At 69.3% G+C, this 16,329-nt stretch carries 17 protein-coding genes and 1 pseudogene; 9 read left to right on the top strand and 9 right to left on the bottom strand.

The genetic code is table 11. The features are described from left to right. Positions 1 to 55 precede the first annotated feature (55 nt). Positions 56 to 661 carry a dihydrofolate reductase family protein gene (locus SSOG_RS43420; protein WP_039940164.1) on the top strand — a complete coding sequence of 202 codons (606 nt, stop codon included), beginning with the start codon at positions 56 to 58 and terminating at the stop codon, positions 659 to 661. A gap of 117 nt (positions 662 to 778) precedes the next feature. On the opposite strand, the gene SSOG_RS43425 is transcribed toward SSOG_RS43420, so the two are convergent. Next, the gene (locus SSOG_RS43425; protein WP_208867452.1) at positions 779 to 1,297 is read right to left on the bottom strand and encodes a winged helix-turn-helix transcriptional regulator; all 519 of its coding nucleotides are present in this window, start codon (positions 1,295 to 1,297) and stop codon (positions 779 to 781) included. 99 nt (positions 1,298 to 1,396) lie between these two features. On the opposite strand from SSOG_RS43425, the gene SSOG_RS43430 reads away from it, so the two are divergent. Next, positions 1,397 to 2,182, top strand: coding sequence for an SDR family oxidoreductase (locus SSOG_RS43430; protein WP_009720689.1), 786 nt, complete (start codon positions 1,397 to 1,399; stop codon positions 2,180 to 2,182). A 761-nt stretch (positions 2,183 to 2,943) separates the two neighbouring features. Here the strand turns inward: SSOG_RS43430 and SSOG_RS43435 are convergent. Genes SSOG_RS43435 through SSOG_RS55230 form a run of 3 tightly spaced genes read right to left on the bottom strand, consistent with a single transcriptional unit; the run spans position 2,944 to position 4,056 of the window. Then, positions 2,944 to 3,690, bottom strand: a complete 747-nt coding sequence (locus SSOG_RS43435; RefSeq protein WP_009720691.1) for a phosphotransferase family protein — start codon at positions 3,688 to 3,690, stop codon at positions 2,944 to 2,946. After that, a complete protein-coding gene (locus SSOG_RS55225) occupies positions 3,683 to 3,892 on the bottom strand; it encodes a DUF1349 domain-containing protein (protein WP_009720692.1) in 210 nt (69 codons plus the stop codon). Before SSOG_RS55225 ends, SSOG_RS43435 begins: the two co-directional genes overlap by 8 nt. Further along, a complete protein-coding gene (locus SSOG_RS55230; RefSeq protein ID WP_208867453.1) occupies positions 3,889 to 4,056 on the bottom strand; it encodes a DUF1349 domain-containing protein in 168 nt (55 codons plus the stop codon). The genes SSOG_RS55225 and SSOG_RS55230 overlap by 4 nt, the downstream gene beginning before the upstream one ends. 294 nt (positions 4,057 to 4,350) lie before the next feature. Here SSOG_RS55230 and SSOG_RS43445 point away from each other — a divergent pair, with 294 nt between their 5' ends. Beyond that, entirely contained in the window at positions 4,351 to 4,542 is a 192-nt protein-coding gene (locus SSOG_RS43445) for a hypothetical protein (protein ID WP_009720693.1), read from the top strand. Between the two features lie 57 nt (positions 4,543 to 4,599). Here the strand turns inward: SSOG_RS43445 and SSOG_RS43450 are convergent, their stop codons facing one another. Continuing rightward, on the bottom strand, positions 4,600 to 5,280 hold the full coding sequence (locus SSOG_RS43450; protein ID WP_009720694.1) for a TetR/AcrR family transcriptional regulator: 681 nt from the start codon (positions 5,278 to 5,280) through the stop codon (positions 4,600 to 4,602). 101 nt (positions 5,281 to 5,381) lie between these two features. Here SSOG_RS43450 and SSOG_RS43455 point away from each other — a divergent pair, with 101 nt between their 5' ends. Further along, positions 5,382 to 6,347, top strand: coding sequence for an NAD(P)-dependent alcohol dehydrogenase (locus SSOG_RS43455; protein ID WP_039940166.1), 966 nt, complete (start codon positions 5,382 to 5,384; stop codon positions 6,345 to 6,347). Positions 6,348 to 6,507: 160 nt separating this feature from the next. Here the strand turns inward: SSOG_RS43455 and SSOG_RS58805 are convergent. Together SSOG_RS58805 and SSOG_RS43460 are read right to left on the bottom strand one after the other, a co-directional pair. Further along, positions 6,508 to 6,576 (bottom strand): annotated as a pseudogene (locus SSOG_RS58805) (transposase); the annotation flags it as partial. A gap of 139 nt (positions 6,577 to 6,715) precedes the next feature. After that, positions 6,716 to 7,327, bottom strand: a complete 612-nt coding sequence (locus SSOG_RS43460) for a DUF4232 domain-containing protein (protein ID WP_009720696.1) — start codon at positions 7,325 to 7,327, stop codon at positions 6,716 to 6,718. Between the two features lie 297 nt (positions 7,328 to 7,624). On the opposite strand from SSOG_RS43460, the gene SSOG_RS43465 reads away from it, so the two are divergent. Then, positions 7,625 to 10,075, top strand: a complete 2,451-nt coding sequence (locus SSOG_RS43465) for an ABC transporter ATP-binding protein/permease (RefSeq protein WP_039940167.1) — start codon at positions 7,625 to 7,627, stop codon at positions 10,073 to 10,075. 22 nt (positions 10,076 to 10,097) lie between these two features. On the opposite strand, the gene SSOG_RS43470 is transcribed toward SSOG_RS43465, so the two are convergent. Next, positions 10,098 to 11,111 (bottom strand): phosphotransferase family protein, encoded by a 1,014-nt coding sequence (locus tag SSOG_RS43470; RefSeq protein WP_009720698.1) that lies wholly within the window; start codon positions 11,109 to 11,111, stop codon positions 10,098 to 10,100. Between the two features lie 463 nt (positions 11,112 to 11,574). Between SSOG_RS43470 and SSOG_RS43475 the strand changes: the two genes are divergently transcribed. From SSOG_RS43475 to SSOG_RS43490, 4 genes are all read left to right on the top strand, one after another. Beyond that, on the top strand, positions 11,575 to 12,279 hold the full coding sequence (locus tag SSOG_RS43475) for a FadR/GntR family transcriptional regulator (RefSeq protein WP_039940169.1): 705 nt from the start codon (positions 11,575 to 11,577) through the stop codon (positions 12,277 to 12,279). 173 nt (positions 12,280 to 12,452) lie between these two features. Next, a complete protein-coding gene (locus tag SSOG_RS43480) occupies positions 12,453 to 13,322 on the top strand; it encodes a sugar phosphate isomerase/epimerase family protein (protein ID WP_009720700.1) in 870 nt (289 codons plus the stop codon). Beyond that, positions 13,319 to 15,067, top strand: coding sequence for a dihydroxyacetone kinase family protein (locus SSOG_RS43485; protein ID WP_009720701.1), 1,749 nt, complete (start codon positions 13,319 to 13,321; stop codon positions 15,065 to 15,067). Before SSOG_RS43480 ends, SSOG_RS43485 begins: the two co-directional genes overlap by 4 nt. Beyond that, entirely contained in the window at positions 15,064 to 15,540 is a 477-nt protein-coding gene (locus tag SSOG_RS43490; protein WP_009720702.1) for a ribose-5-phosphate isomerase, read from the top strand. Before SSOG_RS43485 ends, SSOG_RS43490 begins: the two co-directional genes overlap by 4 nt. A gap of 26 nt (positions 15,541 to 15,566) precedes the next feature. Here SSOG_RS43490 and SSOG_RS43495 read toward each other — a convergent pair whose 3' ends face one another. Continuing rightward, complete coding sequence (locus tag SSOG_RS43495; RefSeq protein ID WP_009720703.1) at positions 15,567 to 16,244, bottom strand: GntR family transcriptional regulator; 678 nt, start codon at positions 16,242 to 16,244, stop codon at positions 15,567 to 15,569. Positions 16,245 to 16,329 lie beyond the last annotated feature (85 nt).

Consider the following 16,329-nt stretch of genomic DNA (forward strand, 5'->3'; position numbering starts at 1 on the left):
CGCCGATGAGTTTCCGGCGGTTGTGCGGTCTACCCGTCAACGAAGGGAGCGCACCATGCGCAAGATCATCGTTTGCACGTTCCTGACGCTGGACGGCGTCATGCAGGCGCCGGGCGGTCCGGACGAGGATACTCAGAGCGGCTTCGAGTACGGCGGCTGGCAGAAGCCGGTGTCCGACGACGAGGTCGGCGCGGCCATCGCCGGTTGGTACGAGGTCTCCGACGCGATGCTGCTCGGCCGCAAGACGTACGAGATCTTCGCGTCGTACTGGCCGACCGCCGACCCGGACAACCCGTTCACCCATCGGATGAACAGCATGCACAAGTACGTGGCGTCTCGGACCCTGACGTCCGTCGAGTGGCAGAACTCCACGCTGCTGGAGGGCGACATCGTCGATGCCGTACGCCAGCTCAAAGCGTCCGACGGCGGCGACATCAACGTCGTGGGCAGTGGCGACCTCGCCCAGACCCTCATTCGGCACGGTCTCGTCGACGAGTACCGGCTGACCATCCATCCGGTGATCATCGGCACCGGCAAGCGGCTGTTCGCCGACGGAGCGATCCCCACTGCGCTGGAGCCGGTCAGCGTCTCGACGACGAAGGGCGGCACCATCGTCGGCGTCTACCGGCCGAACGGTAAGCCCAGCTACGACAGCTATTAGGCGGCTTCGGGCACCTGGGTATGATCGTATGGCGGTCGCCCTTCCGGGCGACCGCATCGTGTTCTCCGAGCTGGTGCCTGCCCTGCTCAAGGCCGTACGAGGCGCTTCCGGGCAGCCCTACGCCTTTTCCGCGGGAACGGCCGGCCGCGTCGCGTAGCGGATGCGCATCGCGTCGCTGGCTGCGGGGCCTGCGGTGAAGACGTAGGCGGCGCTGTCGTCGAGTCGGCGGCCGGTCTTGGCGTCGACGACGACGGGCTCGACTTCCTCGCCGCTGTGCGCATCGACGAGGATCATGCTGCGCTCCGTCTGCGTGAGGCGGGAGTTGCCCCACGCCGCCAGGGCGACGATCACCGGGCGCAAGGAGCGCCCGAGTTCGGTCAGGACGTACTCGTGCCGGACGGGACTGGTCTGGTAGGGCCGACGCTCCAGCAGGCCGTCCGCGACCAGGGTCTTCAGCCGGGTGGTGAGCATGCTGGAGGAGATGCCCAGGCTCTCCTGGAACTGGTCGAAGCGGGTGTAGCCGTCGAAGGCGTCGTGGAGGATCAGCAGCGTCCACCACTCGCCGACGTGTTGCACCGTCGTGGACAGCGGGCACTCCCGGTCCTCCAGCCTGATCCGGCTTGCCACGGCGACCATCCCCTCGGTTACTGCTAAAGTCGAAGTTAGTAGATTCTAATTTAGCACTCGAGGCGGGAGCGGAGTCTCGCGTGGCCGCGCCCGGAAACGGAACACACCGTGACCACATCCATCAGTGAATCCCTTGAAGGGCGAAGCGCTCTGGTCACCGGCGGTACCAAGGGCACCGGAGCCGCCATCGCCCGACGCCTGGCCCAGGCCGGTGCGACCGTGCTCGTCACAGCCCGCAGCCGCCCCGACGGCGTCGAGGAGAAGACCTTCATCGCCGCCGACCTGTCCTTGGTCGAAGGCGCCGCCCGCGTGGCCGCCGAGGTGGATGCCCGCGCGGGAGGCGTCGACATCCTGGTCAACACCCTCGGCGGTTCCGAGGCGCCGGCCGGAGGGTTCGCGGCGCTGGGCGAGGACGACTGGGCCAGGGAGCTGAATACGAATCTGCTGGCCGCCGTCCGCCTGGACCGGGCCCTCCTCCCGTACATGATCGTCAAGGGCAGGGGCGCGATCGTGCACGTCACCTCGATCCAGCGCCGCATGCCGCTGTGGAACGGAACCCTGGCCTACGCCGCCGCCAAAGCCGCCCTGACGACGTACAGCAAAGGACTGGCCAACGAGGTCGCCCCCCACGGCGTTCGCGTCAACACCGTCTCACCCGGCTTCATCCAGACCTCGGCCGCCGACGACCTCGTATCCCGGATCGCCCGCGACGCCGACATCACCCAGGAAGCGGCGCTGGGCCGGCTCATGGACTCCCTGGGAGGCATCCCGCTCGGCCGCCCCAACCAGCCCGAGGAAGTCGCCGAACTCGTCGCCTTCCTCGTCTCCGACCGCGCCTCGGCCATCGTCGGCGCCGAACACGTCATCGACGGCGGCACCACGCCCACCGTCTGAACCCGCCACCGTGCACCAGCGCGGTGGGGAACTGATCCGGGTGCTTCCCGTCTGCTTGCCGTACAGCACTTTCGACGCCGGTGGTGCGGCCGGTGATACCGGGCACGTGTGGGGACTCATGGGAGTGTTCACCTTCCTCGAAGCAAGGGTGCGGTGACGCGGTCGTTGCGCCGCACCGCCACGGAAGCTGAACAACGTCATGCTGTGGCGACAATCAAAGTTGTTCTCACAGCACGGGCACAGGTTGTGCTGCGCCCGTGCAGGTTGAACCGAAGGGTGTCACACGCCGGGTGTCAGGGCGCTGGTCGACACGGAAGAGACCGCCACGACAACGCGGCGGCGGACACGTGCCGCTCTCAGGGGCGTTGGGTGCGGGTCTGGGCCGTGGCGAGCCGCCGCGCCGCGGCCTTGACCGCGGTGCTGTAGGCGTCGAGGGAGCGGAGCGCCCAGGTCACCCTCGACGAGATCACAGACCTGATCACTCGTGCTGTCGAGCAGGAGGGCGCGACCGGATGCCGTGACGTGCAGGGGCGAGGTGCGGCCCACCCAGCCGTCGGCCTGGGGGAGTGCGTCGACCGCTCCCGGAGGATGGTGAAGGAGCGGTTCCCCTGCGGGACGGACAGCAGGGCCGTCTCATGGATCTCCGCCACCAGGGCCCGCATCACAACGTGTACGGATCCGGGCTTGCAGACCGGTGAGGTGCCCGCCCGGGATGACGCCGCGGGCGATGAGATCCCGTTCGCATCCGGGTCCGCGCCGCCTCACATCCGGGATCTCAGCACGTCGACCTCACAGCCGGGCGCGAAGGGGTCGAAGCCGTGCTCGATCAGCCAGCGAACTGCCAGCAGGCTTCGCAACGACCACCACGCGTGGATCACGTCGAGGTCGATATCGGTGCCATAGCCGGCAATGACGTCGTCGAGGTGCTCCCCGTGTCCGAGCGTGAAGGTGGCGAGGTCGTACAGGGCATCACCCTGGCCCGCCTCGGACCAGTCGATGACGCCGGTGACCTCGTCGCCGTCGACGAAGACGTGCGCGATCTGCAGGTCGCCGTGTGTGAACGCCGGAGTCCACGGCCGGAGCGCGGCCTCGGCGACCTGGCGGTTGCGGGTGACCAGGTCAGCGGGCAGGAGGCTGTTCGTCACGAGCAACTCGCACTCGTCGTCGAGTTCCTGCGCCAGCGCGACGATGCTCCGGCCGGCCCGGCCCGGCCGCGGCGGCAGGGGCGCTTCGTGCAGCTTCCGGATGGCGGCGCCCGCCGCGGCCCACGCCGCCGGCGCCCCGGTCGACGGCCCGCCGAGGCGCCCAAGCGTCGTCCCCGGGAGTGCGGCGATCGCGAGCACGGGCGGCTTGCGCCACAGGACCTCCGGGGTCGGGACCGGCGCGAGGGACATCGCCTCGACCTCGCCGTCGATGCGAGCCTGATCGGCGTCCACCTTCAAGAACACGTCACCGACGCGCAGAGTCGCGCGCTCGGAATGGGCGACGACGACTTTGACCTCATCCATGGGCGACCAGTATCCCGGGGACGATAGCGGACGTCGCCAGGTTTGTCGGGCGTACTTGGGTGTGTCTGACGTTCGTGAGGAGGTCCTGGGTGAAGCGCACTTCGTCGAACGTGACGGCACACCCTTCCCCGGTCGGCGACTGGGCCTCGAAGCTGATCAGGGCCCGGCGGGCGGGGCCGTCGAGGACGAAGAAGCGGATCATGTGCCACGTGGTGCGGCCGCCCCTGCGGGGAGTACTCGAAGCAGCTTGGCCCAGTGACGTTCGTCGATCCACAGCAGCAGGACCCCGGCATCGAAGGTCGAGGAGAAGCCGACGCTCACCCGGGCGCTGAGCTGGAAGTCCCCGGCGGGCGGCTGTCCCAGCAACGTGGCGGCGTTGAGGTGCGTCTGCGACGTGGGCGGTCAGACGGGAGACGTGGTCTGCAGGCTGATCCAGAAGAAAACGGCCACTGTAGCCAGGCCCGGGGAGACCTTGTTGGATCGCACCGAGGGCGCATGAAGCGAGGCAGTCTCCCGGTCCGTAGACGACGAAGGCGGCCATGTGCGTGCCGTTCGCCAAGCCCTCGGCGAGATGCTGTTCCAGTGCTGCGAACCAGGGGTCTTCCGGCGCTTCGTTGATCAATTCGGCGCGTGCGTGGGCCAGCGCGGTGGCATCGGCCGGTGGAGATCCTCCCGCTGGGCACCGAGACGGATAACGCGGTCGCGGATACGGGGCAGGGCCGGGCGTTCGTGAAGGCGTACCCGCGGAGCGCGGACCTGGTGGTGAGGGAGGGGCGCATCTCCCTGATGGAGCTCGGCCGTGCGGCGGGCAGCCCCTTTCCGGCGGTGCGTCGGACCGTGATGGGCATCTGATCGCCCGCCCCGGAGAGGTGACGCTGTCGGTGTGGGAGTGGGTGGATGCCGCTTCGCTCAGGCTCTGGGGGCCCGCTGCCGCTGGGGACTGTCAGCTGCAATCGGGAGACTGCGCAGTGCCAGCGCAGTCGGCGGAGGCAGCGGCTCGTTGGCCGTGTCGGCGCGGAACGACTGGAGCAGGTAGGCCACCAGACGCCGGGACGCTGCACCGTCGCCCGGTAGGGTGGCCACCAGACCGCAGTGTGCCAACAGGACCACGGCGAGGTCGGAAGGGTGAAAATCGGCGCGCAGAGCGCCCGACGCCTGAGCCCTGCGTACCAAAGTTGTGAAGTCCCGCTCGGCTCGTTGCCGGGACTGCGCGTGTTCCGACGTGCTTTCCGGGAAGGCCGCGACGAACGCGGCCGGGAACCCGCGTTCCTCCCGTTGCAGAGCGCAGACCGTCTCGATCAGCTGCTGGAATCCCTGCCACGGGTCAGGGGCGGCCAGAGCCTCGGTGAGCGCCCGCACACAGGTGTCCATCTGCTGCGCGAACGCGTCCCGCACCAGGGCGTCCCGGGTCGGGAAATGCCGGTACAGCGTCGCCACGCCGACTCCGGCCCGACGCGCCACGGTCGCCATCGGGGCGTCGATCCCGTGCTCCGCGAAGACCGCACGGGCGGCGGCGAGGACGCGCTCCCGGTTGCGTCGGGCGTCGGCCCGCAGCCCGTCCTGGGCTGCGATCCGAGAGGATTCCACCATCACTGCCTCTCGCTTCGGGGCCAAACGGACGATTGCGTCCACTTAGGAGCCTACCGTCGGTGTTAATTCCTTGTACGACCACCGGCGGCAAAGGCGGAACAATGAACGACCGCATGATGAAAGCTGTGCTCTACGACCGCTACGGCGGCCCCGATGTGCTGTACCTGGGCCGCGTGCCGCGCCCTGAGCCGACCGTCGGCGAGGTTCTGGTGAAGGTGCAGGCGTTCAGCGTCAACGGTGGAGAACTGGCAGCCCGTGCCGGCCATCTCCGTCTCGTGGACGGCCGGAGATTCCCCAAGCGTGTCGGCTTGGACTTCACCGGCGAGGTCGCCGCGATGGGGGCCGGAGTCACACGGCTCGCGGTCGGCGACCGCGTATGGGGGGTCTTGGGCCGCACCTCGGGGTTCGGCAGCGCCGCCGAATACGCGACCGTGCCCGCCGAGCGGGTCGGCAGGCTCCCCGACGGCCTTGACCTGGTGGAAGCCGCCGCGCTGCCGGTGGCCACCACGGCCATTACCGCGCTGCGGGACAAAGCCGGGCTGCGCCCCGGTGAACGACTCCTCGTCCGGGGCGCGGCGGGCGGCGTCGGCAACGCCGCCGTCCAGCTCGGACGGGCGTACGGCGCCGAGGTCACGGCCCTCGCCCGTGCAGCCAACCTCGACTTCGTCCGCGGGCTCGGCGCCCACAAAGCCGTCGACCACCGGACCGTGCGGTCGGCGGAACTGGGAGACTTCGACGTGGTATTGGACACTGTCGGGACCGATGTGCGGGCCTACCGGCGCCAACTGAATCCCGGCGGGCGCATGGTGACCATCGCCTTCGACGTGAAACGGCCCGCTGCGTCGCTCGGCTACGTCGCGGCCAGCATGGTCCACGGACACGGCCGGGTGCGCTTGTTCAGCGGCAACCCCACGCGGGCGCACTTCGACGACCTCGCCCGCCATGTGGTCGAGGGAAAGCTGAGCCCCGCGGTGGACACGGTCTTCCCCCTGGAGGAGACCGCGGCGGCCCACCGGGCGCTGGAGGCGGGCGGCGTCCAGGGCAAGTACGTGGTCAGGGTCGCGTAGGCCCCCTGTGGAGGTGCTGCCACCGCGGGAGCCGAGTTTCCTGCGATTCCGGGCCTGGTCGGCCCTGTCTGGGATGGTGCAGCGGATTCCGCGGCGACGCAGGTAGGCGCGGGACATGGGCTTCTGGCCGTGCTCGACGGCGAAGTTCCTTCTGCGAGTCACCCCGCTTCCGGGCGCTGGCCGCATGCTGATGGGCGCGGCACACTGTGGAGTCGACGCTCAGGTCCCACGTGATCGCACCTTCGCGTCGGCCAGGTTCTGGAGCCGGGTGAGGACTCGGTGCCAAGTGCCGTCCCGCTGCCATCGGCGGCACTGGCGGGTGCTCGGGCAGCGGTGTGGTGCGACCCGAGCACCCTGGGACGTGCGGGTCAGCCGCCCTGACCGATGCCCCCGATCGGTCCGACCTTCACCGGGGAGCCGGAACCGTCCGTGACGGGCAGTGTGCTGGCACCCGGCCAGTCGAGGGTGACCGACTTCGTCTCGTTCGGCGGGGTCACCACGAGCCCCGTGATGCGGACGCCGGAGCCGCCCGAGTCGTTGATCGGGTAGTTGACGCCGAAGTACGTCGACTCCCCGTCCTTGAGGGTGTGCGGGTCGGCCGACTGGCCACTGCGCTTCGCGGACAGCGACCCCTCGCTGGTCTTCAGGTCGACGCCCGCGAACCCGGAGATCGCGCAGTCCCGGCCGCCGCCGTTCTTCAGCGTCACGGCGACGGTGCCCTCGCCGTCGCCGTCGATGGTGCGGTCCGCCGCCGTGATCTCCAGCTCGTCGGTGCGGCACTTGCCGACCTGGCCGTTCTCGTCGGAGCCGGTCCCGGCGGATTCCTTCCCACCGCCCTGCCCCGAACCGCCGCCCGAGGAAGACGCGGAGGATGCGGAGGACGGGTCGCTCTTTTCCGTGCCGTCGTCGTTCTGGCAGGCCGTGAGTGAGAGACCCGCGGCAACGGCAAGAGCGACGAAGGTGAGCTTGTGAACGCGCATCGTTTCTTCCTCAGTATCGGTTGGGGGTGCCGGCCGCTCGTACGAGTCGGTACGAGCGGGCGTTTCTGAGCACCAAGATCGAACCGGCCGGTGAACCGTTCAGTCCAACCGCCCCCTAATACAGTCCTGTTACACGCACCGCCTCGGTGGCGCGGTACGCGGTACGGATTCCCGGATCCGTGTCATGACGCGCAACCTCCGCATGTCCCGAGCCCTCTTCCACAGCGGCCATGATCGACGTGCTGATGTGCCCCGGACCGGGCCGCACACCGGCTGACCGACTCCACGAGGACAGACGTGCCGGAACTTGTACTGCATGCCCATGGACGCACCTGGACCCTGGACGCGTCCCGGAGCTACACCATCGGGCGCGATCAGCAGGCCGACATCTCGTGCGTCGACCGCCGGGTTTCCCGGCGCCACCTCGTGATCCGTTGCGACGGCGGAACGTGGGTCATCGAAGATCTCGACAGTGCGAATGGCACGTTCGCCGAAGGGCGCCGTATTCAGCGGATCGAGATCGGCCACGGTTCGATCGTCCGGCTGGGCGACGTCTCCACCGGCACGCGGCTGGACTTCACCGGAGCGTCGGCGGCGGTGAGCGACGATCAGGCGCGTGCTGATGTTCGGCCGGCCGCGGGGCCGCCCCAGGGAGAGGCCCGGGACACCCACCGGCCCGAGGGACCCACAGCCGAGCCCCGTGGAGCCGCTGCGACCCTTTCCATCGACCGGGAACCCTCGGGCGTCCACCGATTCGTCCTGGGACAACGGCTGCGTATCGGTCGAGCGCAGGACAACGAACTCGTGGTGGAGGGCCCGTATGTCTCCCGCTACCACGCGGAGTTCCGGCCCCTGCCCGGTGGCCGCTTCGAAATCGTCGACCTCGGCAGTCACAACGGCACCTATGTCAATGGGCAGCCCGTGGACCGCCGCCGGGTCATCGGCCCGCATGACATCGTCGGGGTCGGCCACTCCACTTTCCGTCTCGCCGGGGACCGGCTGGAGGAGTTCGTCGATACCGGGGAGGTCACCTTCACCGCCCGCGACCTGACAGTGACCGTCGGGGGCGGCAAGACCATCCTGGACGACGTTTCCTTCGGCGTCCCCGAGAAGTCGCTGGTCGCGGTGATCGGGCCGTCGGGTTCCGGGAAGTCCACCCTGCTGCGCGCCCTCACCGGCTACCGGCCCGCGGACCGTGGCCAGGTGTTCTACGACCACCGTGATCTCTACGCCCAGTTCGCCGAGTTGCGCCACCGTATCGGCCTCGTCCCGCAGGACGACATCCTGCACAAGGAGCTGACCGTCGACGTCGCTCTGAAGTATGCCGCCAGGCTCCGCTTTCCCGGTGACACCAAGGCGGCCGAGCGCAAGGCCCGTATCGACGAGGTGCTCCAGGAGCTCAAACTCGACGTTCACCGGGGCAAGAAGGTCGCCTCGCTCTCCGGCGGGCAGCGCAAACGGGTGTCCGTCGCCCTGGAACTGCTGACCAAGCCCTCCCTGCTCTTCCTCGACGAGCCCACCTCCGGTCTGGACCCGGGCCTGGACCGTGATGTCATGAAGTTGCTGCGGGAGCTCGCCGATGACGGCCGCACCGTGCTGGTGGTGACGCACTCGGTCGCCGAACTGGCCCTGTGCGACCGGGTGTTGGTGATGGCTCCCGGTGGCTCCGTGGCGTACTTCGGTGCCCCGGGCGAGGCCCTGGACTTCTTCGGTCACGAAAGCTGGGCCGATGTGTTCTCCGCCTTCGAGAACCATCGCGACGACGACTGGGGCGGGCGCTGGCTGGCGTCCCGGCAGTACGACCGGTGCGTCGCGGAGATCGACTCGGCCGAACCGCCGCAACAGCCGGGCGCGCCTGCGGCCCAGCCGGCCGCGCGAGCCCTGAAGCCCAAACCACAGGGCTGGATCGGTCAGTTGTGGACGCTGATGCGCCGCTATGTGTCGGTCATCGCCTCCGACAAGGGCTTCATGGCGCTGATGCTGCTGCTCCCGGCCGTGCTGGGCGGGGTGAGCTGTCTGATCCCGGCGCCATACGGACTCGCCCCACCACCGCCCGACAGCCGTTACCGCTACAACCAGGAGTCCGGAACCATTCTGCTGGTGTTGGTCGTCGGAATGTGCTTCTCCGGCGCGGCCAACTCCGTACGTGAATTGATCAAAGAACGGGTGATCTACGAACGCGAGAGGGCCACGGGGCTGTCCCGATCCGCGTATCTGATGTCGAAGGTGATCGTCCTCGGGCTGATCACCGCGATGCAGGGTGTCGTCATCTGCGTGATCGGGTTCTCCGTCCGTCAGCTGCCTGCCCAGGGGCTGCTCATGCCCACTGCGGTCGAGGTCTGCGTGGTCATCAGCGCGCTGGGCTTCACCACGATGATGTTCGGCCTGGTCATCTCCGCGCTGGTGAGGACAGCGGAAAAGACCATGCCGCTGCTCGTGATGTTCGCCGTCGTCCAGGTCGTCTTCACCGGGGTCCTCTTCAAGCTGTTCGCCTCTCCGGGCATCGAACAGATCGGCTGGCTGATGCCCGCCCGCTGGGCGGTCGCGGGCGCCGGGACGACGCTCGACCTCGCGCACACCATGCCGCCCTGGGATCTCAACAAGCCGGACGATATCGACCCGCTGTGGGCCCACACCGTCACCCAGTGGGGCATCGACCTCGGTGTGCTCCTGGCGATCGGGCTGGTCTGCGGCTTCACGGTGGCCCGCCTGCTGCGCCGGCACGAACCCGAGGTCATGCGGGACTGAGAGGTCGCACGGTGAGCGGCGATCACGCTCGGCCCGACACGGCCGAGCCCACCGCGTCGAGGGCCGCCACGAGTGCCCGTCCCGCGTGCGTCCAGGTCCACGCCCGCTGCTCGCGCGAGTACCGGCGGGGCACGGTCTCGACCAGCATGATCAAATACAGGTAGCAGCGGTAGAGGTCAAGCCTCAGGCGTGCGGAATCGGTGAACTCCACGGCGCCGCCCGCCGCCGCGCATCCGGTGAGGAAGGCTTCGTCCCGTTCGATGTCCCCGAACAGGGCGAGGGACACGAACTCGGCGACCGGGTCGCCCCAGAACATCCGCTCGCCGTCGATGATCCCGCCGATGGTCCGCTCTCCCGGTGGGCCGTCGAGCAGCAGATTGCCCTGCCACAGGTCGAAGTGGACGAGCGCGGGACGGGTGACGTCATCCAGGACGTCCGCGGCCGAGGCGAGCACCGTGCGCACGGTCGCCACGGGCCGGGGCAGCCGGGCGCCGTAGCGCTCGGCGTCGTCCAGGACGGCGTCGGTCATGTCCGTGAAGGCCCGCCGCCACGAGGAAGCGGGGAACTCGAACGGCCGGGAAGGGTAACCGAATCCAGGACCTGTCACCGTGTGCAGCCGGGCGACGAGGTACCCCAACTCCTCGCGAAGTCCGGCCCGGTTGTCCGGAGCCAATCTCTCGTCGGTCTCGTGCCAGGGAGTTCCGGGACACTCGGCCATGATGAGACTCGATACGAGCGGTGGCTCGGGGCCGAGCCCCGTGTGCACCACGTGCGGTACCGGTACGCCGGAGACCTCGGTCGCGGCGCGGTAGTAGACGCTCTCCCCGTACAGCAGATTGTGCTCGTACGTCAGCGTCGTTCCGCTGTTCCCGGGCGGCGGCAGCTTCACCACCCAGCGCCGCCCGTCGCGCAGCACCACCCTCGTCACCGCGTTGTACGTGCCTCCGGTCAGCGGCACGCACTCGACGACGTCGTCGGGCGTGACCGAGACCGCGGCCAACGCGTCGGCCATCGACGGATCCAGGGCCAGACTCATGTGTACTCCGGCTTGCGCGTCGCCAAGGGGGTCTTGGACCAGTGGGGCCTCACGGTAATCGACCGATGCCGGCAGGGCGAAGACGGCGACCAGGACGGACACGACGCACCAGGCCGTAGCCGACCAGCAGTGGCAGCCGGGCGCCGTAGCGGTCCGCGAGTACGCCGCCCCGGACGCTGGGCACCGGAGCGAGCTTCGTCGCCGTCAACAACATCGAGGCGTCCCGGCTGGCGGTGAACCATCTGACCGGCCACCCGGCTGCTGCCCGCGCGGCTGGTCACCAGGGACTCCACCGCGCCTCCGGACCACACCGGCTGACGCCGAGGTTTGGTTGGACCAATTCGCGGTCTGCCTCTTCGGGGCAGCGCAAGCGTACATTGGTACAACCAATACACTGCTGCGTGCCCCAGCACGACTGGCTGGGCGCCGCGTCGAAGCCCGCCAGGGCGAGGAGGGGTCGGGCATGGACTCGGAGACCGAGCTTCTGGTGAACCTGTTGACCCAGGCCACCATGGACGGGACCTCCGGGCGACTGCCTACGGAGCGTGAACTGGGGGCCAGCCTGGGGGTGAGCCGTGGCGCTCTGCGTGAGCGGCTGGCCACCCTTGAGGCGATGGGCATGGTGCGGCGCAGGCAGGGCAGCGGGACCTATGTCGAGGCGCCCGACCCGGCGTTCGCCCGGCTGTATTTCAGTCTGGCCGTGCGGTTCGGCCAGATCTCCACGGCCGAGCTGGAGCGGGCCAGGGAGATGCTGGAACTGGCGGTCGTCCGTAGTGCCGCGGAGCGTGCCACAGCCCAGGACGTCGGGGGACTGCGCGCCCAGATCGACGAGATGTACGCGGCATCATCGGCGAACGACGTCGAACGCGGCGACAACGCCGACTACGAGTTCCATCGCCTGCTCTACCGGATCGCCGACAACCCGGTGCTGGACCTGCTCACCGACGGCCTGTCGGCGGCGCTGCGCGGACTGCTGCACAATCGGCGCCGCACCGCCTGGGAGGCTGAGGACCTGAGGGTCGGCAGTACACCGCGTCGCCGGGAAACGGACGTGATCCACGAGGAGATCGCGGACGCGATCGCCGCGAGCGACCCTGACGCGGCGATGGTTGCCGTGAAGCGCCACTACGAAGTGTGGCGACGGGTCACCGGCGAGACCGCGGACTGACATCCTTCGCGCTCTGCGGAACTGAGAGTCGGTGCGGAGCTGCTGTGTGCGCCGGCCTCTGGAATTTGTTGGACCAATTCGTTGACAGGTCTTCTTCGGGGTACCTACGTTCGTTCCGTCGCTGACCGCCGCGGCACGTCCCATCCCGAGGACCCGTTCCGGAAGGACCTGTCATGTCTGTCGTAGCGCCGACAGGGCGCACCATCGCCGAGCGCCTCGGTGTGTCCACCGTCTGCTTCCGGCACCTTGAGCTGGCTCCCGCCCTGGAACGGATCGCCGAGCTCGGCGCGGGCGCCGTCGACCTCGTCGCGCTGCGCGGGCTGTGCGAACACATCTGCCCCGACGGCGAAACCGGGAAGTTGCGGAGGGCCGCGGCCACGGTGCGGGCCAGCGGCCTGAAGCCGCTCGCGCTGAACGCGGACCCCCAGTCCTTCGACGAGCAGGACGCCGCCGTGGTCCTGAGCCGTACAGCAAGGCTGGCCGAGTTCTGCGCCACGGTCGGTGCACCTCTGCTCATCCTGCCCGGCGGTGCTTTCGAGGCCGGGGCCGAAAGCAGCAGTGCCGGTGACGTCACGACACGGCTCGCCCAGGTCGTCGAGGGCTCCCTCGAGGCGGCGACCGTCGCACAGCGATGCGGGGTGCGGGTCGCCGTCGAGGCACCGCACTACCTCCGGCTGGCCGCCACGCTCGACCTGGCCGACCGATTGGGCGCCCAACTGCCGCTGGTGTTCGACACCTCGCACGTCGCAGCAGGCGGCGTCGATCCGGCAGAGGCGTTCTCGCCACGCGCCCACCAGATAGCACATGTGCAGTTGCGCGACGCTGTAGCCGGTGACATACGGCGTGCGATCGGCCACGGCGGTATCGACTTCGCCCGGTTCTTCGACGCCGCGGAATCCTCCGGCTACCAAGGCCCGTACGTCCTGGAGCTGGAGACCCACAACAGCCCGTTCGCCAGCAAGGATGCCGAAGTGACGGCAGCCCGTACCGCGCTGCTGCACGCAGCCACCGGAAACGGGCACGGCGGCGAGGAGGACCAGTGACCCGTCTGTTCAACGATCCGGCGACCTTTACCGAGGACATGCTCGCCGGATTCCTCGACGCCAACTCCGGCTACGTCGCCGGTGTGCCCGGTGGCGTGGTGCGTGCCCGGGAGACTCCACCGGGCAAAGTGGCCGTCGTCGTCGGAGGCGGCTCCGGGCACTACCCGGCCTTCTGCGGCGTCGTCGGCCGTGGCTTCGCCGACGGCGCTGTGGTCGGGAACATCTTCACCTCGCCCTCCGCGCAGGAGGCCTACACCGTGGCGAAGGCCGCCGCCGGTGATGCCGGGGTGCTGATCCTCTCCGGCAACTACGCGGGCGACGTCCTGAACTTCACCAGCGCCGCCCAGCGGCTGACCGCCGAAGGCACCGCGGCCCGGGTGCTGTTCGTCACCGACGATCTCGCCAGCGCGCCGGCCGCCGAGCTCGACCGCCGCCGCGGGGTCGCCGGGGACTTCGTGGTGTTCCGCGTGGCGGGCGCCGCGGCCGAGGCCGGTTACGACCTTGACGCGGTCGAGAAGGTGGCGCGCCGCGCCAACGACTGCACCCGCACCCTCGGTGTGGCTTTCTCCGGCTGCACCCTGCCAGGTGCACAGACGCCCCTCTTCACCGTCCCCGACCGGCGCATGGGCGTCGGGCTGGGGATCCACGGTGAACCGGGGGTGTCCGAGGCTGCCCTGCCGTCCGCTGCCGACCTGGCGGCCCAGCTCGTCGATGGTGTCCTCGCCGAACGGCCCGCCAACTGCGCGGGCCGGATCGCCGTGGTCCTCAATGGCCTCGGTGCCACCAAGTACGAGGAACTCTTCGTCCTGTGGGCCACGGTCTCGAAGCTGCTGGCCGAACGGGGTCTCACCGTCGTCGAACCGGAGGTGGGCGAGTTGGTGACCAGCCTCGACATGGCCGGTGTCTCCCTCACGGTGACGTTCCTCGACGAGGAGCTGGAATCGCTGTGGCGCGCACCGGCGGACACCCCGGCCTACCGCAAGGGGCTCGTCGGCCTTGCCCAGGAGGAAGGCGGGAGCCGACTGCGCTCTCAGGCAGTACAGGACGACGCGCCCGTCGAGGTCGCACAGGTCCCGCACGCGACGCCCGCATCCCGGCACGCTGCTGCCGCTGTCGTGGCCGCCCTGAACAGCATGCGGACCGCACTGACTCGCTCCGCGGAGGAGCTGGGACGCATCGACGCGGTCGCCGGCGACGGCGACCACGGCCGGGGCATGGTCAAGGGCGTGACCGCCGCCGTCGAGGCGGCCACGTCACGTGCCGAGCACGGAGCCGGCGTGGCCACCGTGCTGACCGCCGCGGGCGATGCCTGGGCCGCGAAAGCCGGTGGCACCTCCGGCGCCCTGTGGGGTGCCGGACTGCGCGCGGCCGGGGAACGCCTGACCGACGTCGTGCCCACCATCACCGCACAGGATGTGTCCGACGCCGTTCGATGCGGGCTCGACACCATCGTCACCATCGGCAAGGCGGCCCTTGGCGACAAGACCTTGCTGGACGCGGCCCTGCCGTTCGCCGATGTCCTGGAGGCCGCCATCGGCCGTGGCACGGACTTGCGGAGCGCGTGGAACGAGGCGGCGACAGCAGCCCACACCGCTGCCCTGGCCACCGCGGATCTCGTGCCGAAGACGGGACGGGCGCGCCCGCTGGCGGCCCGCAGCGTCGGCACACCCGACGCCGGTGCGGTGTCCTACGCCCTGTGCGTCCAATCAGTCCTTTCCACGCGTACGAAGGAGCAGGTGGGATGACCGGACAGCAGCAGCCACTGCGACTGATCGTCGGCTGTGATGACGCGGGCCTGGAGTACAAGGAGGCTCTGAAGAGCGATCTGCTCGCTGACGGCCGGATCGCCGAGGTCGTCGACGTGGGGGTGAGCGTCGGGGATACCACCGCGTATCCGCACGTGGCGGTCACCGCGGCCAGGCTGGTGGCCGAAGGGAAGGCGGAGCGGGCGCTCCTCGTCTGTGGCACCGGGCTCGGGATGGCCATATCCGCGAACAAGGTGCCGGGTGTCCGGGCTGTGACCGCTCACGACAGCTTCTCCGTCGAGCGGGCCGTACTGTCCAATGACGCCCAGGTGCTGTGCTTCGGCCAACGGGTGGTGGGCTTGGAACTCGCTCGCCGTCTTGCCCGCGAGTGGCTCGACTACCGGTTCGACACCAGCTCGGCCTCCGCGGCCAAGGTCGCGGCAATCTGCGGATACGAGGAGCGCGGCGGTTGACGACGAGGCGGAGATGTCGCCCAGGTCTATGAGGGAGTGGCGTGCATGCCCATCTGTTCGACCGCCAAGGCCATGTGCGCGTGCAGGATCTGCTGGGCCGCCGCGGCGTCTCCGCGGGCGATCGCGTCGGCGATGGGCTCGTGAGCTGTTGCGGACATGGCCACGTCGCGGCGTTCGCCCGCGGCGCTCATGATCACCACGCGCATCGGCCCCTCGAGCTGCCGCCAGGTCTTGAGGAGCATCGAGTTGCCGGACAGCTCGCACAACAGGAGGTGGAAGCCGAGATCGGCCTCGACCCTCGTGGCCAGATCCGCGCCTGACTCGAAGGCGTCCTGGAGCTTTTTCAGGGCCTTGCGCAGAGCCTCCGCCGCGTCCTTTCGACGCGGTGACGCGATGATCTGCGCTATCGCGAGTCCCTCCAGCGCTTCCCGGACCTGGAAGAGTTCCCGCGTCTCGGTCGGGGTCAGCTGGGAGACGCGCAGCATGCCGCGCGCGCCCGCGGTGACCAGCCCTTCCTGCTGAAGGTGGCGCAGGGCTTCGCGCACCGTGCCGCGGCTCACCGACAGGTGCTCGGCGATCTCCACTTCCCCGAGGTGGTCGCCGGGGCGGTACAGGCCGGTGGTGATGGCCGTCCGCAGTGCTACGAGCGCGCGCTCCCGGAGGGTTGTGGAGCGGGTGAGACTGGAGAGCGCCTGAACGGACACCGTTGGATCCTCCTCAACTGCACGAGTGATCATAATAGCCCGAAATGCTGTCGTCTGTTGACAGTCGGCATGACTGAGCAGCCCG

The sequence above is a fragment of the Streptomyces himastatinicus ATCC 53653 genome (assembly GCF_000158915.1).
Classification (GTDB): Bacteria; Actinomycetota; Actinomycetes; order Streptomycetales; family Streptomycetaceae; genus Streptomyces; species Streptomyces himastatinicus.